Source organism: Kitasatospora sp. NPDC002040, from assembly GCF_040296785.1.
Taxonomy (GTDB): domain Bacteria; phylum Actinomycetota; class Actinomycetes; order Streptomycetales; family Streptomycetaceae; genus Kitasatospora.
Genome location: NZ_JBEOXV010000012.1, coordinates 71,953 through 94,530, shown reverse-complemented (window position 1 = coordinate 94,530; position 22,578 = coordinate 71,953). Strand labels below are relative to the sequence as shown.

At 74.0% G+C, this 22,578-nt stretch carries 20 protein-coding genes; 13 read left to right on the top strand and 7 right to left on the bottom strand.

The features are described from left to right. The first annotated feature begins 133 nt into the window (after positions 1 to 133). Together ABT118_RS23840 and ABT118_RS23835 are read left to right on the top strand one after the other, a co-directional pair. The gene (locus ABT118_RS23840; protein ID WP_350672395.1) at positions 134 to 1,726 is read left to right on the top strand and encodes a PucR family transcriptional regulator; all 1,593 of its coding nucleotides are present in this window, start codon (positions 134 to 136) and stop codon (positions 1,724 to 1,726) included. A gap of 74 nt (positions 1,727 to 1,800) precedes the next feature. Further along, positions 1,801 to 2,895: a DUF4331 family protein gene (locus ABT118_RS23835; protein WP_350672393.1), complete on the top strand. Its 1,095-nt coding sequence runs from the start codon at positions 1,801 to 1,803 to the stop codon at positions 2,893 to 2,895. A gap of 62 nt (positions 2,896 to 2,957) precedes the next feature. Here ABT118_RS23835 and ABT118_RS23830 read toward each other — a convergent pair whose 3' ends face one another. Continuing rightward, positions 2,958 to 4,031: an alpha/beta hydrolase gene (locus tag ABT118_RS23830; protein WP_350672391.1), complete on the bottom strand. Its 1,074-nt coding sequence runs from the start codon at positions 4,029 to 4,031 to the stop codon at positions 2,958 to 2,960. Between the two features lie 309 nt (positions 4,032 to 4,340). On the opposite strand from ABT118_RS23830, the gene ABT118_RS23825 reads away from it, so the two are divergent. From ABT118_RS23825 to ABT118_RS23805, 5 genes are all read left to right on the top strand, one after another. Beyond that, entirely contained in the window at positions 4,341 to 5,360 is a 1,020-nt protein-coding gene (locus tag ABT118_RS23825) for a substrate-binding domain-containing protein (protein WP_502884650.1), read from the top strand. After that, a complete protein-coding gene (locus tag ABT118_RS23820) occupies positions 5,357 to 6,376 on the top strand; it encodes an ABC transporter permease (protein WP_350672389.1) in 1,020 nt (339 codons plus the stop codon). The genes ABT118_RS23825 and ABT118_RS23820 overlap by 4 nt, the downstream gene beginning before the upstream one ends. Continuing rightward, positions 6,343 to 7,167, top strand: a complete 825-nt coding sequence (locus ABT118_RS23815; RefSeq protein ID WP_502884656.1) for an ATP-binding cassette domain-containing protein — start codon at positions 6,343 to 6,345, stop codon at positions 7,165 to 7,167. Before ABT118_RS23820 ends, ABT118_RS23815 begins: the two co-directional genes overlap by 34 nt. A gap of 73 nt (positions 7,168 to 7,240) precedes the next feature. After that, complete coding sequence (locus ABT118_RS23810; protein ID WP_350672599.1) at positions 7,241 to 8,302, top strand: ROK family glucokinase; 1,062 nt, start codon at positions 7,241 to 7,243, stop codon at positions 8,300 to 8,302. Between the two features lie 71 nt (positions 8,303 to 8,373). Further along, positions 8,374 to 8,883: a hypothetical protein gene (locus tag ABT118_RS23805; RefSeq protein WP_350672385.1), complete on the top strand. Its 510-nt coding sequence runs from the start codon at positions 8,374 to 8,376 to the stop codon at positions 8,881 to 8,883. A 64-nt stretch (positions 8,884 to 8,947) separates the two neighbouring features. Here ABT118_RS23805 and ABT118_RS23800 read toward each other — a convergent pair whose 3' ends face one another. Together ABT118_RS23800 and ABT118_RS23795 are read right to left on the bottom strand one after the other, a co-directional pair. Next, entirely contained in the window at positions 8,948 to 10,555 is a 1,608-nt protein-coding gene (locus ABT118_RS23800; protein ID WP_350672382.1) for a CocE/NonD family hydrolase, read from the bottom strand. Between the two features lie 153 nt (positions 10,556 to 10,708). After that, positions 10,709 to 13,426 carry an ATP-binding protein gene (locus tag ABT118_RS23795; RefSeq protein ID WP_350672379.1) on the bottom strand — a complete coding sequence of 906 codons (2,718 nt, stop codon included), beginning with the start codon at positions 13,424 to 13,426 and terminating at the stop codon, positions 10,709 to 10,711. Between the two features lie 211 nt (positions 13,427 to 13,637). Between ABT118_RS23795 and ABT118_RS23790 the strand changes: the two genes are divergently transcribed. From ABT118_RS23790 to ABT118_RS23775, 4 genes are all read left to right on the top strand, one after another. Further along, a complete protein-coding gene (locus tag ABT118_RS23790; protein ID WP_350672377.1) occupies positions 13,638 to 13,985 on the top strand; it encodes a hypothetical protein in 348 nt (115 codons plus the stop codon). 164 nt (positions 13,986 to 14,149) lie between these two features. Beyond that, positions 14,150 to 15,934 carry a gamma-glutamyltransferase gene (ggt, locus tag ABT118_RS23785; protein ID WP_350672375.1) on the top strand — a complete coding sequence of 595 codons (1,785 nt, stop codon included), beginning with the start codon at positions 14,150 to 14,152 and terminating at the stop codon, positions 15,932 to 15,934. Between the two features lie 91 nt (positions 15,935 to 16,025). Beyond that, the gene (locus ABT118_RS23780) at positions 16,026 to 16,829 is read left to right on the top strand and encodes an exodeoxyribonuclease III (protein ID WP_350672372.1); all 804 of its coding nucleotides are present in this window, start codon (positions 16,026 to 16,028) and stop codon (positions 16,827 to 16,829) included. A gap of 135 nt (positions 16,830 to 16,964) precedes the next feature. Further along, positions 16,965 to 17,492, top strand: coding sequence for a hypothetical protein (locus tag ABT118_RS23775; protein ID WP_350672371.1), 528 nt, complete (start codon positions 16,965 to 16,967; stop codon positions 17,490 to 17,492). Between the two features lie 24 nt (positions 17,493 to 17,516). On the opposite strand, the gene ABT118_RS23770 is transcribed toward ABT118_RS23775, so the two are convergent. Both ABT118_RS23770 and ABT118_RS23765 read right to left on the bottom strand, forming a co-directional pair. Further along, positions 17,517 to 18,212: a lysoplasmalogenase gene (locus ABT118_RS23770; RefSeq protein ID WP_350672370.1), complete on the bottom strand. Its 696-nt coding sequence runs from the start codon at positions 18,210 to 18,212 to the stop codon at positions 17,517 to 17,519. Beyond that, positions 18,209 to 19,069 carry a sterol desaturase family protein gene (locus ABT118_RS23765; protein ID WP_350672369.1) on the bottom strand — a complete coding sequence of 287 codons (861 nt, stop codon included), beginning with the start codon at positions 19,067 to 19,069 and terminating at the stop codon, positions 18,209 to 18,211. The genes ABT118_RS23770 and ABT118_RS23765 overlap by 4 nt, the downstream gene beginning before the upstream one ends. 138 nt (positions 19,070 to 19,207) lie before the next feature. Here ABT118_RS23765 and ABT118_RS23760 point away from each other — a divergent pair, with 138 nt between their 5' ends. Next, positions 19,208 to 20,623, top strand: coding sequence for a DUF2398 family protein (locus ABT118_RS23760; RefSeq protein ID WP_350672367.1), 1,416 nt, complete (start codon positions 19,208 to 19,210; stop codon positions 20,621 to 20,623). Between the two features lie 7 nt (positions 20,624 to 20,630). On the opposite strand, the gene ABT118_RS23755 is transcribed toward ABT118_RS23760, so the two are convergent. Both ABT118_RS23755 and ABT118_RS23750 read right to left on the bottom strand, forming a co-directional pair. Further along, complete coding sequence (locus ABT118_RS23755; RefSeq protein ID WP_350672365.1) at positions 20,631 to 20,987, bottom strand: hypothetical protein; 357 nt, start codon at positions 20,985 to 20,987, stop codon at positions 20,631 to 20,633. 5 nt (positions 20,988 to 20,992) lie between these two features. Further along, positions 20,993 to 21,508: a TetR/AcrR family transcriptional regulator gene (locus ABT118_RS23750; RefSeq protein WP_350672363.1), complete on the bottom strand. Its 516-nt coding sequence runs from the start codon at positions 21,506 to 21,508 to the stop codon at positions 20,993 to 20,995. 91 nt (positions 21,509 to 21,599) lie between these two features. On the opposite strand from ABT118_RS23750, the gene ABT118_RS23745 reads away from it, so the two are divergent. After that, positions 21,600 to 22,514, top strand: coding sequence for an acyl-CoA thioesterase (locus tag ABT118_RS23745; RefSeq protein WP_350672361.1), 915 nt, complete (start codon positions 21,600 to 21,602; stop codon positions 22,512 to 22,514). Positions 22,515 to 22,578 lie beyond the last annotated feature (64 nt).

Genomic DNA, 22,578 nt, shown 5'->3' with positions numbered 1-22,578 from the left:
ACGACCGTAATCCGGCCGTGATTCGGAAGCTACGGCCCCGTGACCCGGCGCCGGGTTGATACGTAACACCGATCACCCGGACTGGGGCACACTGTCCCCCCGAAACCCCCTGATCAGACGAAGGAGTCTGCGGATGCGCGTCCGTGACCTGCTCGCCCCCGGCGCACCCCGGCTGCGGCTGCTCGCCGCCGAGGACGAGCTCGACCGGCAGGTCAGCGGTGTGATGACGACCGACCTGCACGACCCGGGCCGCTACCTGCACGGCGGTGAGCTGGTGCTCACCGGCATGCTCTGGCGGACCGGCCCGGCGGACTCCGAGCGCTTCGTGCGCACCATCGTGGCGGGCGGCGCGGTCGCGCTGGCGGCCGGCGAGGCCGAGGTCGGCCCGGTGCCGGAGGACCTGGTCGACGCCTGTCGCCGGCACCGGATGCCGCTGCTGGCCGTACCCGACGACATCGCCTTCGGCACCGTCACCGAGTTCATCGGCCGCCAGGTCTCGGCCGACCGCGCCGCCGACCTGGCCGCGCTGGTCGACCGGCACCGCCTGCTGGTCTCCGCCGCGGGGGGCGGCGGTCTCGACGCGGTGCTGGAGCTGCTCGGCGGCGACATCGACCTGGACTGCTGGGTGCTCGCCCCCACCGGCCGGGTGATCGCCGGGCCCGCCGACCGGCTCTCGGCCGAGGACCGGGACCAGCTGGTCCGGGCCCACCTGGCCGCCCAGCGCCAGCGCCGCCGCCCGCCGCACCGGGCCCGGCTCGCCAGCGGCTCGTACTCGCTGCTGCCCGCCCCCGCCTCCACCGAGGCGGACGCCTCGCTCGCCGACTGGGTGCTCGCGGTGGCCGGCGACGTCACCGAATGGACCGTCAAGCGCCAGCAGCTGGCCGACAACCTGGCCCGGCTGGCCGCCGCCGAGCGCACCCGCCGGGACGAGGGCCGCCGGCTGCGCCGCCGGCTCGCCGACGAGGTGCTGACGCTGCTTCAGCGCGACGCCGACCCGGCCGAGATCAGCCGCTCGCTGTACGCCTCCTCCGCGATGGCGGCCCGGTACGAGGGTGCAGCCGTGGGGCCCGCGGTGGCCGAGGGGTCCTGGTTGGTGCTGAGTGCGGAAGGGACGGGTCTGCCGGACGGGGCGGTGCGGTCGATCCTGGAGGAAGCTCTCACCGACGCCTCCGACCGCGCCCTGGTGGCCGGCGCCGGCTCCGGCGCCGTGGTGGTGCTGCCCGCACCGGACACCGCCGTGCCCGCCGACGCGCTGCGCGAGCTGCTCGCCCCGCTGGAGGCCGGCCTCGGCTCCGAGGGCCGGATCACCCTCGGCGTCTCGGCCCCCGCCGCCGAGGCCGGCGGCCTGCGCGGCGCCCTGGAGGAGGCCCGGCACGCCCGCCGGATCGCCGCCGCCCGGGTCGGCCGGATCTGCGTGGCCGGCCCCGAGGAGCTCGCCTCGCACGTGCTGCTGCTGGCCGCCGTGCCGGACGAGGTCCGCCGGGCCTTCCGCAGCCGGCTGCTGGACAAGGTGATCGCGTACGACATCGAGCACCAGGCGGACCTGGTCCGCACGCTGGAGGCGTTCCTGCGCTCGGACGGCTCCTGGACCCGCTGCGCCGCCCAGCTGCACGTGCACGTCAACACCCTGCGCTACCGGATCGGCCGGATCGAGGAGCTGACGGGCCGTGACCTGTCCCGGCTGGAGGACCGGGTGGACTTCTACCTGGCGCTCGAACTGGCCTGACCGGGTACAGCCGGGCCGCCCGGATGCCGATGACCCGTCAGGGCGCCCGCCCCCGTGACCCACGGAGGAACGCTGTGTCGGACCACCTGTCCTCGACCCGCGCCCTGGCCGACCCGGCCTCGGACATCTGCGACCTGTACGCCTTCCCCGCGCCGGGGCGGCCGGGACGGCTGGTCCTGGTGCTGACGGTCCATCCGCTGGTGCAGCCCGGCACGCGGTTCTGCGACAGCCTGCGGTACCGGTTCCGGCTGCGCCCGCTGACGGTGGCCGGCGCCGCCTTCGTGCCGGGCCCGCCCGGTGCCGAGCTGGTCTTCGACTGCACCGTCGCGGCCACCGACGGCGCGGTGCAGTCGGTGCGCTGCGAGACGTACGACCACCACCGGGTGGAGACCGTGGTGGACGACCGGGCCGGCGCCGCCGGGGACGGGCTGCGGCTGTACGCGGGGCGCGCCGCCGACCCGTTCATCTTCCAGCTGGAGTCCATCGCCGAGACCCTGGCCACCGGCCGGATGATGTTCGGCCGGGTCGCCGCCAACACCATGGCCGGGGCCGACGTGCTGGGCCTGGTGCTGGAACTGGACGTCGCGCGGTGGCTGCGCGGCGGCACCCTGTTCGGGGTGGTGGCCGAGACCCTGGCGGCCGGGCCGCGTCCGGTCCGGCTGGAGCGGGTCGGCCGTCCGGAGATCAAGAACATCGGCCTGCAGTGGAACGGCAACGACACCGTCAACCGGGACATCGACCTGCGCGACCTGTACAACCAGGAGGACGCCTTCGCGGTCCGCCCGGAGTACCTGAACGCCTACCGCACCCGGCTGGACGCCAACCTGCGCTTCTACGACGGGCTGGACGGCCGGGTCTCCTGGCCGGAGACCGCGGCCGGCCGCCACCCGCTCACCGACCTGCTGCTGGCCGACCACCTGGTGGTGGACGCCTCCCGGCCGTTCGCCGAGCGCAGCTGGTTCGAGATCGAGCGCGAGCTGCTGGCCGGCCGGCCGCCCCGGACGGCCGGCGGCCGAGCGCTGAACGACGACTTCCTGGACCGGTACTACACCCTGCTGGTCAACGGGGGCGACGGCCCGGCGGTCGACGACGGGGTGGACCGGGCCGACCGCCCGGCCACCGACGCCTTTCCCTACCTGGCCGAGCCGTACGCCCTGCTCCCGGTCTGAGCGCCGGGCCGGGAACGCGAAGGGCCCGCCGGGTGAACGGCGGGCCCTTCGGTGGCGGAGCGTCAGTGCTGGACCGGGATGACGCCGGTCAGCCACTTGAAGACGTCGGGCACCATCGGCTTCCAGACGTCGCTGGAGTGCGAGCCCGTGGTCTCCACCGCGGTGACGGTGGTCGGGGCCTTGGCGGCCGCCTTGAGGGCGAGCCCGTCCTCGTAGCCCTCGCCCTTGTTGCCGCTGATGTAGAAGGCGACCTTGGGGGGCTGGGCGGCGCTCTTCAGGATGTTCAGCGGGTTGGACTTCTCACGCAGCACCGGGTCCTTCGCGGTCAGCGACTCGGACTCGCCGGCCGGGTCGCTGTAGCCGGAGAGGCTGATGCTGGCGCGGTAGCGGTTGGGGTGCTCGGTGCCGAGCTTGGTGGCGCAGTGGGCGCCGGCCGAGTACCCGGCGACCGCCCAGCGGTCGGGGGAGGGGTCGGCGCGGAAGTTGTCCAGCACCATCTGCGGGACGTCGCGGGAGAGCCAGGTGTCGGCGTTGACCTTGCCGGGGATGTCCGCGCAGCCGGTGTCCTGGCCCTTGCCGAGCAGCAGGGTGCGCGGCGAGACCAGGATGAACGGTGCCACGGTGCCGTTCTCCATCAGCGGCTTGAGCTGCTCGGAGACCCGGAGCGTGCCGTACCAGGTGGAGGAGGAGCCGGGGTAACCGGGGAGCAGCTCGACCACCGGGAACTTCTTGTCCTTGTACTCCGGCTTGTCGTACTGCGGCGGCGTCCAGACCAGGACCTCGCCGTCGACCCCGGAGAGCCGGCCCTTGAGGTCGGTGCGCTTGACGTCGCTCGGCACCTTGGGGTCGTCCACGCTCTTGAACGACTGGATCACCTTGGGCTCGGGCGACTTGCTCGACTTGCCGTCGCCGGTCGGGTCCTCGGCCGCCACGTGCGGCACCGCGCGGATGTGGTCGCCGGTGCCGAGCAGGTCGGACCAGCTGCCGTAGATCAGGTTGGCGTTGTTCACCATGACGAAGACCATCACCACGGCGGTCACCTGGCACACCAGGATCATCACGAGCCTCGCCAGCACCCGGGCGGGCCTGGGCCCGCGGACCCGGCCCCAGAGCAGCAGGGCAGCCGCGATGGACATCGGCACGAGGATGATCGTGCAGATCAGGAAAGGTGTGCCGGTCAGTTGCATCAAGTTCTCGTATCCGGTCGTCCGCTGCCCCGGACGTACTCACCCCGGAAGCTCTTCGATGGGATCAGACGATCTCGAACGGAGGATCAGTTGCTCACGAAGCTTGGCGAAAGCTGAGAGGAACATCACACATTCCATGAGAAACGTCTGAACGGCCTGAACCAGTGTGCCACCCGCTTGGGCGTACACGTCGAACGGGTCCGGTCGGTTCCCAGCGAGTCTGCGGGTTCGAACAGCCCGTTGCTGGAAACTGTCGGAGTGTCAGACCGCCGGTTCCGTCCCAGCCTCCCGCTCCTCGTCGCCGTCCTGCTGCTGACCGCACTGCTGTCCGGGCTGCTGTCGGGGTGCAGCAGCACCGGCGGCCGCCGGGCCGAACAGGCCCGCACCGGGGCGAAGGCGGGCGGCGCGGTGGACACGCCGCGCTGGACGGTCGCCATGGTGACCCACGCGGGCGCGGGCGACGCGTTCTGGGACACCGTCCGCAAGGGGGCCGAGCAGGCCGCCGCCAAGGACAACATCACCTTGCTCTACTCCAACGACGCGCAGACCCAGAACCAGGTGCAGCTGATCCAGGCCGCGATCGACCAGCGGGTCGACGGCCTGCTGGTCTCGCTGGCCAAGGGCGAGGCGCTGACCGGCGTCCTGGCCAAGGCGAAGGCGGCCGGCATCCCGCTGATCAGCATCAACTCCGGCCAGGAGTACTCGGCCCGGTTCGGCGCGCTCACCCACATCGGGCAGGACGAGGCCACGGCGGGGAAGGCGGCCGGCACCGAGCTGGGCCGGCGCGGCCGGAAGTCGGTGCTCTGCGTGATCCACGAGCAGGGCAACATCGGCCAGGAGCAGCGCTGCGGCGGCGCCCGGGGCGCCTTCGGCGGAGCGCTGCAGACCCTGTACGTGGACGGGGTGAACCTGCCCGACGCCCGGGCCGCGATCGCCGCCAAGCTGCAGGCCGACCCGGGCCTGGACACCGTGCTGACCCTGAGCGCGCCGCTCGCCGCCACCGGCCTGCAGTCGATCCAGGACGCCCGGCGCACCGTCGAGCTGGACACCTTCGACCTCGGCACCCAGGTGGTGGCCGGGCTGCAGGCGGGCACGGTCGGCTTCGCGGTCGACCAGCAGCCCTACCTCCAGGGCTACCAGGGCGTCGACCTGCTCTGGCTCTACCGCTACAACCTGGACGTGCTGGGCGGCGGCGGCCCGGTGCTGACCGGGCCGCAGATCCTCACCAAGGACGATGCCGCCGCACTGGAGCGCTACGTCGCCCGGGGGACCCGGTGAGTGCCGACCTGCTGGTCTCGGGGCGGCGGAGCAGGCACCGCAGGGCCCGGCCCGAGCTCGGCGCGGCGCTGGCGGCCGTCGCGATGTTCGCCTTCTTCTCGGTCGCGGCCGACAGCTTCCTGCGGGCCTCCTCGATCGGCACCGTGCTGTACGCGGCCTCGACCATCGGGATCATGGCGGTGCCGGTCTCGCTGCTGATGATCGGGGGCGAGTTCGACCTCTCGGCGGGGGTGCTGGTCACCACCGCCGCGCTGACCTCCTCGATGGTCTCGTACCAGCTCACCGCCGTGACCTGGGTCGGCGTGCTGGTCTCGCTGCTGGTGGTGCTGGCGGTCAGCGGCTTCAACGGCTGGATGCTCTCCCGCACCCGGCTGCCCAGCTTCATCGTCACGCTCGGCACCTTCCTGATGCTGACCGGGGCCAACCTGGGCGTCACCAAGCTGGTCTCCGGCACCGTCAGCACCAAGCCGATCGGGGACATGGAGGGCTTCGCCTCCTGCCGCTGGCTGTTCGCCTCGGAGTGGACGGTGGGCGGGCTGACCGTCAAGGCCACGGTCTGGTGGTGGCTCGGTCTGGTGGCGGTGGCCTCCTGGGTGCTGCTGCGCACCCGCTACGGGAACTGGGTCTTCGCGGTCGGCGGCGACGCGGCGGCGGCCCGCGCGGTCGGCGTCCCGGTCGGGTGGACCAAGGCCGGGCTCTACCTCGGGGTCGGCTTCGGCGCCTGGGTGCTCGGGCAGCACCTGCTGTTCTCGTTCGGCACCGTGCAGTCGGGCGAGGGCGTCGGCAACGAGCTGATCTACATCGTGGCGGCGGTGATCGGCGGGTGCCTGATCACCGGCGGGTACGGCTCGGTGCTGGGCGGGGCACTGGGCGCGCTGATCTTCGGCATGGTGAGCAAGGGCATCGTGTACGCGCAGTGGGACCCGGACTGGTTCAAGTTCTTCCTGGGCGCGATGCTGCTGCTCGCCGCCCTGCTCAACTCCTGGGTCAAGCGACGGGCGGAGCGCGGCCGGTGAACCTGCTGACACTGGAGGACGTGGGCAAGACCTACGGCAGCGTCCGGGCCCTGGAGGGGGTCTCGCTGACGGTGCGCCAGGGCCGGATCTCCTGCGTGCTGGGGGACAACGGCGCGGGCAAGTCCACCCTGATCAAGATCATCGCGGGGCTGCACCAGCACGACGCGGGACGGTACCTGATCGGGGATCAGGAGATCCGGCTGACCTCGCCCCGGCAGGCCATCGACCGGGGCATCGCGACCGTGTACCAGGACCTCGCGGTGGTCCCGCTGATGCCGGTCTGGCGGAACTTCTTCCTCGGCGCCGAACTCGGCTCCCGGCTCCGGCTGGACCGGGCCCGGATGCGCGCGGTCACCCAGGAGGCGCTGGCCCGGATGGGCATCGACCTGGCCGACGTCGACCAGCCGATCGGCACCCTCTCCGGCGGCCAGCGCCAGTGCGTGGCGATCGCCCGCGCGGTGCACTTCGGCGCCCGCGCCCTGGTGCTGGACGAGCCGACCGCCGCGCTCGGGGTGAAGCAGTCCGGCGTGGTGCTCAAGTACGTGGCCGCCGCCCGGGCCGAGGGCCTCGGCGTGGTGCTGATCACCCACAACCCGCACCACGCCTACCTGGTGGGCGACCACTTCACCCTGCTCAAGCGCGGCCGGATGGCCGGCAGCCACCCCCGGGACGGGATCACCCTGGAGCAGCTGACCACCGAGATGGCGGGCGGCTCCGAACTCGCCGAGCTCTCGCACGAGCTCGGCCGCCCGGGTCCGGAGGCGGAGGGCCGACCCGGCGCGGGAGGATGAGGTCCAGAGGTCTTCCGTCCGAGCCGAAGGAGCAGCGTTGAGCACCCCGCAGCGCCCAGCCGTCCTGCCCACCCTGCTCGGGATCGGCCCCCGGGCCGAGCGGCGGCGCCGGTCGCTGCCCGCGAGCATCCTGCGGCTGCCCACGGTGGGGGTGGACATCGGCGGCACCAAGGTGGTGGCCGGGGTGGTGGACGGTGAGGGCAACGTGCTGGAGCGGCTGCGCACCGACACCCCCGACAAGAGCAAGAGCCCCCGGGTGGTCGAGGACGTGATCGTCGACCTGGTGCTCCAGCTGGCGGACCGTCACGACGTGCACGCGGTCGGCGTCGGCGCGGCCGGCTGGGTGGACGCGGACCGCTCCCGGGTGCTGTTCGCCCCGCACCTGAACTGGCGGAACGAGCCGCTGCGGGACGCGCTGAGCGCCCGGCTGCGGTTCCCGGTGGTGGTCGAGAACGACGCCAACGCGGCGGCCTGGGCCGAGTGGCGGTTCGGCGCCGGGCGGGGCGAGGAGCACATGGTGATGCTCACCCTGGGCACCGGCATCGGCGGCGCCCAGGTCAGGGACGGGTACGTGGACCGGGGCCGGTACGGGCTGGCGGGGGAGTTCGGCCACATGCAGGTGGTGCCGGGCGGGCACCGCTGCCCGTGCGGGAACCGGGGCTGCTGGGAGCAGTACTCCTCCGGCAACGCGCTGGTCCGGGACGCCCGCGAGCTGGTGGCCGAGGAGTCGCCGGTGGTGCAGCCGCTGCTGGCGCTGGCCGGCGGCACGGCGGGCGGGCTGACCGGCCCGCTGATCACCGAGGCGGCCCGGGGCGGCGACCCGGTGGCGACCGAGCTGCTCTACGAGGTCGGCACCTGGCTGGGCGTCGGCATCGCCAACCTGGCGGCGGCGCTGGACCCCGGACGGTTCGTCATCGGCGGGGGGGTCTCGGAGTCGGGGGAGCTGCTGCTCGAACCGGCCAGGAACGCCTTCCGGCGCACCCTCACCGGGCGCGGCTTCCGCCCCGAGGCGGAGATCGTGCACGCCGCACTCGGCAACGACGCGGGACTGGTCGGCGCGGCCGACCTGGCCCGGCAGGTGGCCCGGCGGTTCCGCACCATCAAGCGGCACCGGGTGGAGCGGGCCGTCGGCTGACGACCGAAGTTCCCTAACGATTAGGTTTATAGACCTACTGTTCGAGGGAAGGCCGGGCTAGCATCCGGGCTGTGGCAGCGACAACGAGGCTCCGGCACGGCATTCCCCGGGTGAGCGCCGGGCGGTGGGCAGGTCTGCTGCTCTGTGCCGCCTGCGCACTGGCCGACGGCCTGCTGCTCGGCGACCGGTCGGTGCCCGGCACGCTCGGTCTGCTGCTGCTCCTGCTGCCCGCGGCCCTGCTGCTCGCGACCGGCACCACCGCCCGCTCCACCCTGCGGGTGGCCCCCGTCCTGTCCGGCCTGCTCGCCTGCGGCCTGCTCGGCCTGGCCCTCGCGACCGGCCGCCCGGCCGCGTACGCGGCGACGGCCGCCGCCGTCCTGCTGGTCCCGGCGGCGCTTGCCGCCGCCGGTCGCCGCCGCAGCCCGGCCGAGCCGCTCTCCGCCGCCGACCGCGAGGACCTCCTGGACGCCTACCCGGCCCTGGCCGCGGTCCCGGCCGGCGCCCGGTCGGCCCACGCGCCCGCAGCCGCCGCCGTCCCCGGCCCGCGCCGGTCGCCCCGCGACCACCAGGTGGCCTCGTAGCGCCGAGCGGTCCCCGGGTACGGCGAGCAGCACCGCGTCGACCTCTCCGGGTGGGACCGGCCGGCTACCGGAGCGGGATCGAGACCCAGGACGGGTCGGCGGCCGGTGAGGTGAAGGTCAGGGTGGACCAGGCCGGGTTGTGGGTGATGTAGAGCGGGTCGACGGTGTCGACCACCAGAGCGAGGCGGTGGCCGGCCGGGACGTCGTAGGCGGTGGCCTGGAGCGGGAAGTCGGCGGTGAACGGGGCCGGGTGGTCCAGGAAGGTGTACGGAGCGTGGGTGATCAGCCTGCCCACGCCGAGGGCGTCGACGTCGTACAGGTAGGCGACCAGGCTGCCGCGTGCGGTGGACGGGGTGACGCCGAGGTGGACCCGGACGGTGCCGCGCAGCTGCTGGCGGGTGGCGTAGGTGTCGGACTGCCAGACGGCGGCGACCGGCCGGGGGAGCAGCGGTACGGAGACCAGCGGCGGGAGCTTGAGGAACTGCTCGGCCAGGTTGCTGAGGAAGACCACGCCGCCGTCCGCGCCGGAGTCGACGCCGGTGGCCACGGTGGTGCGCCAGCCGGTGTCGGGGCCGGCCGCGAGTGAGCCGGTGTTGAGCCAGTTGCGCTCGCCCAGGCCGAGCCGCCGGGTGGAGCCGGTGACGGCGGCCCAGCTCGCGTACTCCTCGTAGCCGTCCTGGAGTTGGGGCTTGAGCCGGACCGGCTTTGCCCGGTCGATGCCGTTGTCGGCGCCCTTGAGGTAGTGGTCGAGCCAGGCGTGAGTGGTGGACCAGACGTCGTTGGGGAGCCCGGCCAGGCCGGTCGCCTCGGCGGTGGCGTGGTCCCCGGGGCGCAGTTCCAGCCGCTTGGGTCCGGTCAACTTCTCGTAGAAGCCGGTGAGTTGGTTGGGCGGGAAGATGGAGTCGCCCCAGGCGTTGGCGAGCAGGACCGCCGTGCCGTTGGCGTTGATCCGGTCCAGGTAGGTCGCGGCGGAGCGCTGTGCGGCCCAGACCCGGATCCTGTCCTCGTTCTCGAAGTCGCTGCCGAAGAAGGCGGTCAGCTGCTCCTGGAGCTCGCTGCCCGGCCGTCCGGTGAGGTAGCCGGCGATCGCCAGCACCCCGGCGGACTGCAGGTGCTGGGTCTCGTCGCTGAACAGCGAGTCGGCCAGGTCGGCCCAGCCGCTGAGGGCCGCGACCACCTTGATCCGGGGGTCGAAGGCCGAGCCGAGCAGGCTGATCCCGGCGCCGTAGGAGATGCCGGCCGCGCCGATCCTGGCCGGGTCGGCGCTGGTGCGGGCGAGCGCCCAGTCGATCACCGCGGAGAGGTCGGCGAGGTCGGGCGGCCCGGCCACCTCGATCCTCCCGCCGGAGCCCCAGAAGCCGCGCGGGGTGTAGCTGACCACCACGTAGCCGGCGTCGGCGAGCTGCTTGGCCTGGGCGAGGTACTCGAGGTCGTTGACGCCCCAGCTGGAGGGCAGCACCACCAGCGGGTGGCGGGCGGCACCGTCGGCGGGCTCGTACACGTTGCCCTTGAGGACCACGCCGGCCGAGCCGGGGATGTCGGTGAAGCGCAGTCCCGGCTGGGCGGTCTGAGCGACCGCCAGTGCCTGGGCGGTGGGGGCGAGCGCGAGCGGGGCGGTGGTGAGCAGGGCGGCGGCCAACGCGAGCGCGGCGGCGCGGTTGCGTGCGGGCATGGGGGACTCCTGGCGCTGCGTGGGTGGGGGTGCAGGACCTTGTGGCTGGACGGTAACCAATCAGACGCGGTGTCAGTAACTCGTTGGCAGGTACCGGACCGATAACGAAATTACCGGCGGGTAGCCACCGGCTCCGGTGCCGCGCCGGAGCTGTCAGCCCTTTGGCGGCGGCGAGTTGACGCCACCCGGCGCGGACCGACGGGCGGTCGGCACGCTGCCGTGCGGGCGCTCCAGGGCGGTCAGCCGGTCGGCGGCCCGCTGGAGCGCCGCCGGGGCGCCGACCCGCCGGTAGAGCTCGGTCGCGGCCCGCAGGTCGGTTACCGCGCCGTCCCGGTCGCCGAGGTCCGCGGCGCACCGGGCGGCGCCCTCCAGGGCGCGGGCCTGGTCCAGCGGGCTGTCGGTCAGCCGGGCGAGCCGCAGCGCCTGCCGGTACAGCGGCAGGGCGGCCTGCGGGCCGGTGGTGTCGGCCGTCAACGCGGCCAGGCTGGTGAGCAGTTCGGTCTCGCCCGGCCGGCTGCCCACCTCCCGGTAGATCGGCAGGGCCCGCCGGTACAGCTCGGCCGCCGCCGTCAGGTCCCCGGTCCGGTGCCGGGCCCGGCCAAGCCCGTGCAGCGCGTCCGCCTCGCCCTGACGGCTGCCGAGCTCCCGGAAGATGACCAGCGCCCGTTCGTGCAGGGCGGCGGCCGCCGGGTGGTCCCCGGTCTCGTGCCGGGCCTGGCCCAGGTTCCACAGTGCGATGGCCTCGCCCTGGCGGCTGCCGAGGTCCAGGTAGATGGCCAGGGCCTGCTCGTGCAGGGCGGCGGCGGCCGAGTGGTCGCCGGTCTCGTGCCGGACGTACCCCAGGTCGTGCAGGGCCCCGGCCTGGCCCCGGCGGTCGCCGAGCTCCTGCTGGATCGTCAGGACCCGGGTCATCAGCTCCGCCGCCCCGGCCGGATCCCCGGTGGAGTGCCGGGCCCGGCCCAGGTCGCACAGCGCGCGGGCCTCGCCGGGCCGGTCCCCGAGCTCCCGGTAGAGGAGCGCGGCCCGCTCGTGCAGTTCGGCCGCGGCCAGGTAGTCCCCGGTCAGGACCCGGACCCGGCCGAGCTGGTGCAGGCTGTCGGCCTCGCCGGGCCGGTCGCCGAGCTCCTGGTGGAGAGTCAGCGTCCGCTGGTAGAGCTCCGCCGAGCCGGGGTAGTTCCCGGTGGCGTGCTGGGTGCGGCCGAGGTCGCCGAGGGCGCCCGCCTCGCCGAGCCGGTCCCCGAGCTCCCGGGCGACGGCAGCGGCGGTCCGGTGCAGCTCGGCGGCCTCGGCCCACGGTCCGTCCAGCAGCAGGAAGGAGGCCAGCGAGGCGGTGAGTGCGATGGTGCGCGGGTACTGGGCCCGGGCGGTGGTGTGGGCGGTGGCGGCCAGCAGGTTGGCGCGCTCGGCCCGCAGCCAGGCCAGCGCGGCGGCCCGGTCGGGCAGCGGCGGGGATCCGGCGGGCGGTGTGGGGGCCGACTGCGGCCGGGTGCGGCGGGCGACCTGGTGGTCGGCGAGCCGGGCGGTGTGCTGGTAGTAGTCCAACAGCCGTTCCAGCGCGGCTCCGTGGGCGGCCGACTCGGTCGGGCTGTCGGACCGGGTGCGGGCGTGCAGGCGGATCAGGTCGTGGAAGCCGTAGCGGCCGGGGGTGTGCTGGGTGAGCAGGTTGTGGTCCAGCAGCGACTCCAGCAGGCGTTCGGCGGTGCGGTGGTCGGTGCCGGCCAGGTTGGCGACGCCGTGGGCGTCGAAGTCGGGCCCGGGGATCAGGCCGAGCCGGCGGAACAGCTGCTGTTCGGCGTCGGGCAGTGCCGCCAGCGAGCTCTCGAAGACGGCGGCCAGACTGCGGTCCTCGTCCTGGAGCCGGGTCAACCGGTCCCGGCCGTCGCGGAGTTGACCCACCAGATGCTCGATCCGGAGGGTCCGCTGGTGCCGCAGCCGGGCGGCGGCGATCCGGAGTGCCAGCGGCAGGTGCCCGCACAGTTCGGCCAGGTCGGCCACGGCCGGGTGGCCGACCGGGATCCGGTCCGGCCCGGCCGCCTGGTGCAGCAGGGCTGCCGCCTCGGGCCCGGACAGCAGGTCGAGGGCCAGCAGATGGGCGTCGTCGAGGCTCACCAGCCGCTTGCGGCTGGTGACCAGCACCAGGCAGCCGGGGGTGCCCGGCAGCAACGGCCGGACCTGGGCGGAGTCGGCGGCGTTGTCCAGCACGATCAGGGTCCGGGTGTCGGCGAGCCGGTCGCGGTAGCACGCGGCGCGCTCGCCCAGGTCCGCGGGGATCCGCTGGGGTGGTACGCCGAGGGAGCGCAGCAGCCGGCTCAGCGCTTCGTCGGAGCCGAGTGGGGGAGTACCCGGGGTGTGACCGTGCAGGTCGACGAAGAGCTGGCCGTCGGGGAACCGGGGGCGCAGGCGGTGCGCGGCGTGCAGGGCGAGTGCGGACTTGCCGATCCCGCCCATCCCGTCGATCGCGGAGATCACCACCATGCCGGCCGCGTTGCCTTCGGGGGCCTGCTCGGCCAGCGCGAGCAACTGTTCGAGCTCCTGGGTCCGTCCGGTGAACAGGCGGGTGTCGGCTGGAAGTTGGTATCGGACCCCGCCGTGCTCGGGGCGGCTCCCGGTGCGCTGCTCAGGGCCCGCGTCAGGGTCGGGAGCGGGGTCAGGAGCGGGGTCGGTCGCCGCGATCAGCCGGGCCCGCTCGGGCGGTGCCAGTGCCAGGGCCTCCGCCAGTCGGGCGACTGAGGAGAGGCGGGGCTTCCGACGGCCCGCCTCCAGCACGCTGATCGCGTGCACCGACACCCCGGACCGTCCGGCCAGGTCCTCCTGGGTCCAGCCGGTTTGCAGCCGGTACCGCCGAAGCAGTACCCCGAAATCCCCAGGCATGCACACCCCCCGACGGCAGCCACACGGTCTGCCCGGTCCACCCGGGCCCGACCCGTCCGCGACAGTAGGCGATCGAGGTGAACGAGCACCAGGCAAACGCCAACTCAACGCCATGGAGCCGGGCGTCCAGGTCGCCGAGGATGAGTGGCGTACCGCAGCGGTGGCCGGATCCGGACATCGCAAGTCCTCGCTCCAGTAAGGAAATTGAGACATGAACCGCAAGATCGGATCGATCGTCGTGGCCGGGACCGTGGCCGCCACCACCCTGGCCGGAGTGGCGCTGGCCGGCACCGCGTCCGCCGCGACCCCGGCCGGGCCCGCCGCCGTCTCGGCCGGCTCCCAGGCCGCCGCGCTGAGCGGCGACTGGACCTGGACGATCACCCGGGTGGACTCCTACGTGTGGAACGCCAACGTGCGGATCACCGCCGGCCGGCACGGCGCCTACACCCGGTGCTCCGACGGCACTCAGCTGTTCGGTCCGCAGGTCGGACCGGGCTACTGGGCGTTCGGTGGCGAGTGCTACGGCCACGGCACGCTGTCGGCTTTCAGCGTCTACTAGGCCGACCGCACCGGTGGTGCGACAGCGACGGGGGCCGGGTCGGAGGTCGGCCCGGCCCCCGGGCGGTTCGTCGGCCCGAGGCCGGCCCGTGGCGCGAAGTCGCGGTTGTGGTACGCCCACCGTCTGTGAAAGAACTGTGAATTGACGCTTCGTCAGGAGGATTCATGAGACTTTCCGGACTTGTCCCACTGACCCTGGCCGGGGCACTGATCTGTGCCCTGGCCACCCCTGCGCAGGCGCAGGGGGGCCCGCCGCCGAAGGTGCCGGAGGCGGTCGGCTGGGGCGGGGCGGTGGCCAGTGTGGACGCCGATGCCACGGCGGCCGGGCTGGAGGTGCTGCGCCGGGGCGGCAACGCGGTGGACGCCGCGGTGGCCACCGCGGCCGCGCTGGGGGTGGCCGAGCCGTACTCGGCGGGCATCGGCGGCGGCGGGTACTTCGTCTACTACGACGCCCGTAGCGGCCGGGTCTCCACGCTGGACGGCCGCGAGGTGGCGGGCCGGACGGCGGACGAGACGCTGTTCCAGGAGAACGGCAAGCCGCTCGCCTTCGCCGACGCGGTGACCAGCGGGCTCAGCGTCGGGGTGCCGGGCGCGCCGGCCACCTGGTCCCAGGCGCTGGAGCTGTGGGGCAGCCAGGACCTGGGCGACGTGCTCAAGCCCGCCGTCAAGCTGGCGGACCGCGGCTTCACCGTCGATCAGACGTTCGTGGACCAGACCGCGCTGAACGAGACCAGGTTCAGGGCGTTTCCGGACACCAGCAAGCTGTTCCTGCCCGGCGGCAAGCTGCCGGTGCTCGGCTCGACCTTCCGCAACCCGGAACTGGCAGCCACCTACCGGGAGTTGGGCCGAAAGGGGGTGCAGACGCTGTACCGGGGCGAGCTGGCCGCCGACATCGTCCGGACGCTCCAGCACCCGCCGGTCGACCCGGCCTCGGGCTGGAACGCCCGGCCGGGCAAGGTCGACCGCAAGGACCTGGCCGACTACCAGGTGATCCGCCGTCAGCCGACCCACGTGGAGTACCGGGGCTACGACGTCTACGGGATGGCGCCGTCCTCCTCCGGGGGGACCACCATCGGCGAGGCGCTCGGCATCCTGGAGCACAGCGACCTGGGCAAGGTGAGCTCCACCCAGTACCTGCACCGGTACCTGGACTCCAGCCGGATCGCGTTCGCCGACCGGGGCCGCTGGGTCGGTGACCCGGCGTTCTCGAAGGTGCCGACCCGGGAGCTGCTGAGCGACGGGTTCACCGCCGCGAGGGCCTGCCTGATCGACCCGGCCAAGGCGCTGACCAGCCCGCTCGCCCCCGGCGACCCGTACCACCCTGCTCCCTGCGCCACCACCGGCCAGGCCGTGCCGGAGACCCACGAGGGACCGAGCACCACCAACCTGACGGTGGCCGACCGCTGGGGCAACGTGGTGGTCTACACGCTGACCCTGGAGCAGACCGGCGGCAGCGGCCTGACCGTGCCCGGCCGGGGCTTCCTGCTCAACAACGAGCTGACCGACTTCTCCTTCGCGCCCGCCACCGCCGGGGTGCCCGACCCCAACCTGCCCGCCGCCGGCAAGCGGCCGCGCTCCTCGATCTCGCCGACCATCGTGCTCAAGGACGGCAAGCCGGTCGTCGCGGCCGGCACGCCCGGCGGCTCGACCATCATCACCACCGTGCTCCAGGTGCTGCTGGGCCGCCTCGACCGGGGCCTGACGCTGGAACAGGCGATCACCGCGCCCCGGGCCAGCCAGCGCAACACCGCCGCCAGCCAGGCCGAACCGGCCTTCCTGGCCAGCCCCGAGCGGGCCGGCCTGGAGGCACTCGGGCACAGCTTCGTGCTGAACCCGGAGATCGGCGCCGCGACCGGCGTCGAGCGGCTGCCCGACGGCCGCTGGGTGGCCGCCGCCGAGCCGACCCGCCGCGGCGGCGGCTCCGCCGCGGTGGTGCACCCGACGCGCTGATCGGTGTCGGTGCCGGACGGTATGTTCGGAGGTGGGCACCCGCGCGGGTGCCCACCCTCGTCCGCAGCACCCATCGGGAAGGCCGCCCGCCGTGACCGTCCGCATCGCCACCTGGAACATCAACTCCGTCACCGCGCGGCTGCCCAAGCTGCTGGAGTGGCTGGAGAGCGCCAAGCCCGACGTGCTCTGCCTCCAGGAGCTCAAGTGCGCCTCGGACGCGTTCCCGTACGAGGCGGTCAAGGAGCTCGGCTACGACACCGCCGCCTACGGCACCGGCCGGTGGAACGGCGTCGCGATCCTGTCCAAGCTCGGCCTGGAGGACGTCGTCCGCGACCTGCCCGAGCAGCCCGGCTTCCTGGCCGACGGCGCCCTGCTCCCCGACACCGAGCCCCGGGCGATCGCCGCCACCTGCGGCCCGGTCCGGGTCTGGTCGGTCTACGTGCCGAACGGGCGCGAGGTCGGCCACGCGCACTACGCGTACAAGCTGGAGTGGTTCGAGGCGCTGCGCAAGGCGGTGCTGGAGGACGCGGCCGGCGAGCGCCCGTTCGCGGTGCTCGGCGACTTCAACGTGGCGCCCACCGACGAGGACGTCTACGACCCGGCCGTCTTCGCCGGGCAGACCCACGTCACCCCCGACGAGCGGGCCGCGCTGGCCGCCCTGCGCGAGACCGGGCTGCAGGACGTGATGCCGCGCGCGCTCAAGTACGACCGCCCGTACACCTTCTGGGACTACCGGGCGCTCGGCTTCCCGAAGAACCTCGGCATCCGGATCGACCTCACCTACGCCAACAAGCCCTTCGCCGACGCGGTGACGGACAGTTACGTGGACCGCGAGGCCCGCAAGGGCAAGGGCACCTCGGACCACGCGCCGGTCGTGGTCGACCTCGATCTCTGAGTGCGCCCCCCGGATGGGCCCGAACGGTGGCCGTCCCCGGCGGTGCTGCCTAGCGTCACAGGTGACAGGGTGTAGCTGTTCGAATACGGGGACGACGGAGTCCCCGCGCTGCGCCCGGGAACCTGGAGGTACGGCATGCGCGCTTCGCGTACGGCCATCACGGTGCTGGGCGCGGCCGCCCTGCTCGGGTTCGCCGCTCCGACGGCCTCGGCCAAGAGCGTCGAGCCGGCCTGGGTGAGCCCCGCCGAGGCCGGGCCCGGTCAGAGCGTGACGGTGAGCGTCACCTGCGAGACCAGCTCGGTGAAGACCATCACCGCCAACTCGCAGGCGTTCTCCACCGGCAGCGCGACCCTGACGCTCGGCTCGGACGGCAAGTACAGCGGCAAGGCACTGCTCGCCTCCAAGGAGGAGTTCGCCTCGAAGGCGGGCCGGACCTCCGGGTGGGGCATCGACGGCAGCTGCCCGAACGGCGACACCTTCACCGGTGCGGTCGAGGTCAAGGCCGGCCCGCACGACGGCGGCGGCAAGCAGCCGAGCGGCCCGGTGAAGACCGGTCTCGGCGGCTCGACCAGGACCGGTCCGGCCGACCTGGTGGCCGGCGGCGCATTGGTCGGCGGGGGCGTCGGCGGCTTCTGGCTGCTCCGCCGCCGGACCGCCTCCTGAGCCGTCGTCAGCACGCCGCCGTGGTCAGCGCCCCGCCGTCGCCAGCGGGGCGCTGAGGGCCGGGGCCGACTCCGGCCGCGCGGCCCGGACGGTGCCGTCGGCCAGCAGGTACTGGGCGGCGATGTAGGTCGCCATCACCCAGGCGCCGTGGCCGGGCAGGGCCTTCCACTCCGCCAGCTCGGTGGCGATCAGGGTGTCCGAGAGCAGGAACAGCGCCCCGCCCAGGCCGGTCCGCCACCCCAGGCCGGCCGAGCTGACGGCGGTCGAGGAGAGCAGCAGGCTGTAGATCGCGACCGGGATCTTCAGGTCGCCGAGCCCGGGCCAGAGCTGACTGATCATCACGCCCCAGGCCGCCGCGTACGCCAGCGCCGTGAGCACCGTCCGGCGCCGGTCCTTCAGTGCGCCAAGCTTCACGAACATGGTCACGTAGCAGATGTGCGCCGCCGCGAAGGAGCCCATTCCGGCCAGGAAGGCGGCCTCCCCGCCGACCTGGAGCAGTACGTCGCCGCCGGTGCTGAACGCCAGCGCGGGCACCAGCAGCTTCGGCGCCTGTTCGGCCCGGGCGGCCACCCAGCCGGCCAGCAGCGGCATCAGGGCGGGCTTGGTGGCGTGCTGGAGCGCGGTCGCCCCGGTGGCGATCGCCCCGAGGTGGGCGGCGGAGGTGACCGCGAAGGCGGAGAGCAGACCGCGGGCGGTGCGGAGTCGGCCGGTGATGGTCATGCGGCGGTGCCCTCCGGGCGGTCGGTGGGGCCCGGCTGCCAGCCGGGGCCGTTGGTGAGGTGGCGGACCCGGTCGCGCCAGCTGGTGGCGGCGGCGACGTCGCGGGCGATCGCGGCGTACTCGTGGGTGGCCACCAGCAGCGGGTTGTGGGTGCTCAGGTTCTTCGTCAGGCCGTAGACCGGCTTGGTGGTCTCGGGGGTGAAGGAGCCGAACATCCGGTCGAACAGGATCAGGATGCCGCCGAAGTTGCGGTCCAGGTAGCCGCCCTGCGAGGCGTGGTGCACCCGGTGGTGGGAGGGCGTGTTGAGGACGAACTCCAGCGGGCGGGGCAGCCGGTCGATCCGCTCGGTGTGGATCCAGAACTGGTAGACCAGGTTGGCCGAGGAGCAGAACGCCAGCGCGGCGGGGTGCACCCCGGCCAGGATCATCGGGACGTAGAAGACCCAGGTGGTGGCGCTGGTCCAGGGCTGCCGCAGCGCGGTGGAGAGGTTGTAGTGCTTGCTGGAGTGGTGCACCACGTGGCAGGCCCAGAGGATCCGGATCACGTGGTGGCCCCGGTGCGACCAGTAGTAGAAGAAGTCCTGCGCCAGCAGGATCAGCGGCACCGTCCACCAGAGCACCGGCACCCGCAGCGGCGTCAGCTCGTACAGCCCGGAGTAGATCGCCACGATCGGGATCTTCCAGGCCGCGTCGAAGGCCAGGCTGCCCAGACCCATGGTGAGGCTGGTCGCGGTGTCCTTGACGGTGTACCCCTGCTCCTCCTCGTCCGGATGGAACCGGTAGGAGACCACCTCCAGGACGGTGAGCAGCACGAAGGCGGGTATCGACCACAGCACGACGTTGGGCAGGTTCGGCATGCCCAGGACGATAGGTGACGGGGGCGGGCTGCGGAAGGGGTTGTTACCGACGCGTAGCCCCGGGTACGGCGGGATTCGGCCGCAAGGCCGCTCGGGTGCCACGGAGCGGCGTCCCCAGCGTCTACTCTGGTGGGCGACATGAAGCGGTACGAGGACGCGGTCGGAGCCGGGGAGGCGCCGACCGGGGCAACGGGTGGACGCGGGGCGGGGGCGGGGCGGCTCACCGCCGACGCGGCCGCCGTCGTGGCCGGTACCGCCCGGGGCGCCGCCGAACTGCTCGCGGACCGGCTGGCCGCCGCCGACCGGCAGACCGCCGACGACCTGTTCACCGCCGCCTTCGGCCTCTACGGCGCCCGGCACCTGGGCGGCGCGCTCCCCGACGGGCCGCGCGCGGGCGCCGAGCTGAGCTGGTGGCACGGGCCGACGGTCCATCACCCGGCGGGCCTGCGGGCCCGGGAGGGGGCCCGGCGCGGCCGGGTGGTCGAGCCGCGGCGCGGCTCACCCGCCGTCAGCGGCCGGGGCGGGCGCCACCGCAAGCCCGAGCAGGCGCCCGGCTCCACCCCGCAGGAGATCGCGGTCGAGCGGCGCACCGCCGCCCGGCTGCTCGCGGCCCAGCCGCTGGTCACCGCCGCCGGGCCGCACGGCGCGGGCTTCCCGCTGATCCGCCGTCACGCCGACTGGCTGGCCGAACGCTTCGCCACGGTGCTCGGCTACCCCCTGACCGTCGGCGCCGGCTTCGCCCGCCTGCACAAGGCCCCGCTGCCCGGCCGCGCGCTGGCACCGGCCGACGGCGGCACCGCCTGGACGCCCGCGGCGTACTCCGCCCTGGTGCTGGCGCTGGCGGCGCTGGCCGAGGGGCGCCCGGCCGGGCTGGACGCGCCGGGGGTCCGTCAGCAGCTGGCCGACTGGCAGGTGCTGACGCCCGGTGGCACGGTCGACCGCGTCCTGGCCGGGGCGCTGGCTCCGCTGCCCGCGCCCGCGCCGGCCGGCCCCGCGCTGACGGTGCGTCGGCGGCTGGCCGAGACCCCGGTGCTGCTGCTGGACGAGCTGGCGCCGGAGGAGCGGCGCTGGCTGGAGGCCGGGCTGGACCGGGAGGCCGGGCTGTTCGCCGACTTCCTCGGGCTGGAGGCGGAGATCCGGGCCGAGGGCGTCGCCCTGCTGGACCCGGCGGACGAACTCACCGACCTCGCCCTGCCCGGCACCGGCACCCTGGCCCAGGCCGCCCTGCTGCTCGCGGCCCGGCTGGTGGAGGAGCTCCGCCCGCTGCCGGACGAGGCCGCGCCGCCGGCCGTGCTGATCCCGGACGCCTTGATAGACGGCGCCCTCGGCGACGTCACCGACGAGTACGGCCTGCGGTCCGGCTGGCGGCGGGACTACCTGGCCGACCTGACCGCCTTCCGCCGGGACGCGCTCGACCTGCTGCACCGGATGCAGCTGATCGCCCCGGCCGGCCGGGCCTGGCTGCTCCGCGCCCCGGCCGCCCGCTACGCCCCCGCGGCCGAGCCGCCGCCCCCGGGCTCGGGCCGCCACTCCCGTCCGCTGGTGGTCGGCTGACGGTCGGTCACCGGCTCCGGAGCGCCTGTTCGACCAGGGCGACGGTGCTGCGGGGGTCGGCCACCTCGATCACCAGGCGGGTGTACTTCGCGTCGGCGAGCTCGATCACCACGGCCCGTTCGGGGTTCTTGACGTCCCAGAAGACCTTCTCGCCGTCGCGGTGGAAGGTGCCGGCCACGATCACGCCGGGCAGGTGGGTGCCGGGGGCGCGGATGCCCTTCGGCTCGCGGACGATGCCGGGATCGGCGGTGGCGCCGCGGACGTTGCCGAGCGGGATCTCGATCCGGCTCTTCACGGCCCAGAGCCGGTCCAGCCCCTCGACCTCGACGGTGAGGGTGTCGTTCGCGACCGAGACGAGTGCCATCTGTCCTACTCCTTCAGCTGGTCGGTGAGGGCCCGGACGGCGTCCGCGCCGGAGCCGCCGCCCGCGCGGGCCCGCAGCCGCAGGCCGAGCACGGCGGCCACCAGGGCGGGGGCCAGGGCCGGGTCGCCGCTCCGGTGGCCGAGGGCCCGCTCCAGTGCGGACAGCCCCTCGGCCACCAGGGCGGCGACCTCGGGGTCGTGCGGGGCCCGCTCGGCGGCGGCGAGCAGCAGCAGGCCCTCGGCCGGGCCGCCGTCGAAGCCGGCCACCGCCAGGTCCAGGGCCGGTCCGTCGGCCGCCGCGAGTGCGGCGGTCATCGGCAGCACCTCGTGGTCCAGGTGCTGCCGGAGCGCGGCCAGGTAGAGGCCGCGCTTGCTGCCGAACACCTTGTAGAGGCTGCCCCGGTGCACGGCGAGCCCGGTCACCAGGTCGTCGACGGAGGTCCCCTCGAAGCCCCGGTCGGCGAACAGCCGGGCGGCGGCCCGGACGGTCGCGTCCTGGTCGAAAGCGCGTGGTCGTCCCATGCCGACCACCGTAGGGGTTCTGGAACGATCGGTCAAGAACGACCGTTCCTGAAACGTGTTCCAGTTCGAATGGCGTACGCTGTGCGGCGTGATGGACGCCAGCAGAGTGCCCGAGACCGGAGAGACGGTCAGCCCCTTCGTCGAGCTGCTCCGGATCGAGCGGCTGGATGAGAACCTGTTCCGTGGCCGCTGTCACGCCGGGGCGCCGATGCGGGCGTTCGGCGGCCAGGTGGCGGCCCAGGCGCTCACCGCCGCCGGGCGGACACTGGACGGCGGCCGGGTCTCGGGCGCGGGCCGGCACGTGCACTCGCTGCACGGGTACTTCCTCCGCCCCGGCGACCCCAGGCACCCGATCGACTACGAGGTGGACCGGGCCAGGGACGGCATCTCGTACGCCACCCGGCGGGTGACGGCGGTTCAGCACGGCGAGGTGATCTTCACGCTCTCCGCCTCGTTCAAGAACCCGGAGGCCACGCCGGGGGACCGGCAGTCCGCGATGCCGCGGGTGCCGGCCCCGGAGGAGCTGCCCGACCCGTTCCCGGCCTGGGCCGAGGCGGCGCCGGAGGACTTCCGGGCCAGCGCCTTCCGCACCCTGGACCTGCGCTTCATCCCGGCCGACACCCCCGGTCTGCCGCCCGAACTGCCCGGCACCCCGCAGCAGTTCGTCTGGCTGCGGACGGGCAGCCCGCTGCCCGAGGGCGACCCGCTGCTCCAGGTCTGCGCGCTGACCTACCTGTCCGACCTGACCCTCGCCTCCACCGCCGCGCTGAACGTGCAGCCGCACCGGATCCAGCGCACCGAGCCGTCCCGGATCATCCTGGCCTCGCTGGACCACGCGATGTGGTTCCACCGGCCGTTCCGCGCCGACGAATGGCTGCTGTTCGCCCAGCGCAGCCCGTCCGCCTCGGATGGGCGCGGGCTGGCGCACGGCGAGTTCTACGACCGCCGGGGCAATCTGGTCGCCTCCGCGGTGCAGGAGACGCTGATCCGGGAGCGACGGATCTGAGGCCGGCCGGCAAACCCGACCCAAGCCGCTGTTCAGGCACCGTTCGCCCGAGCGATCCCGGCCC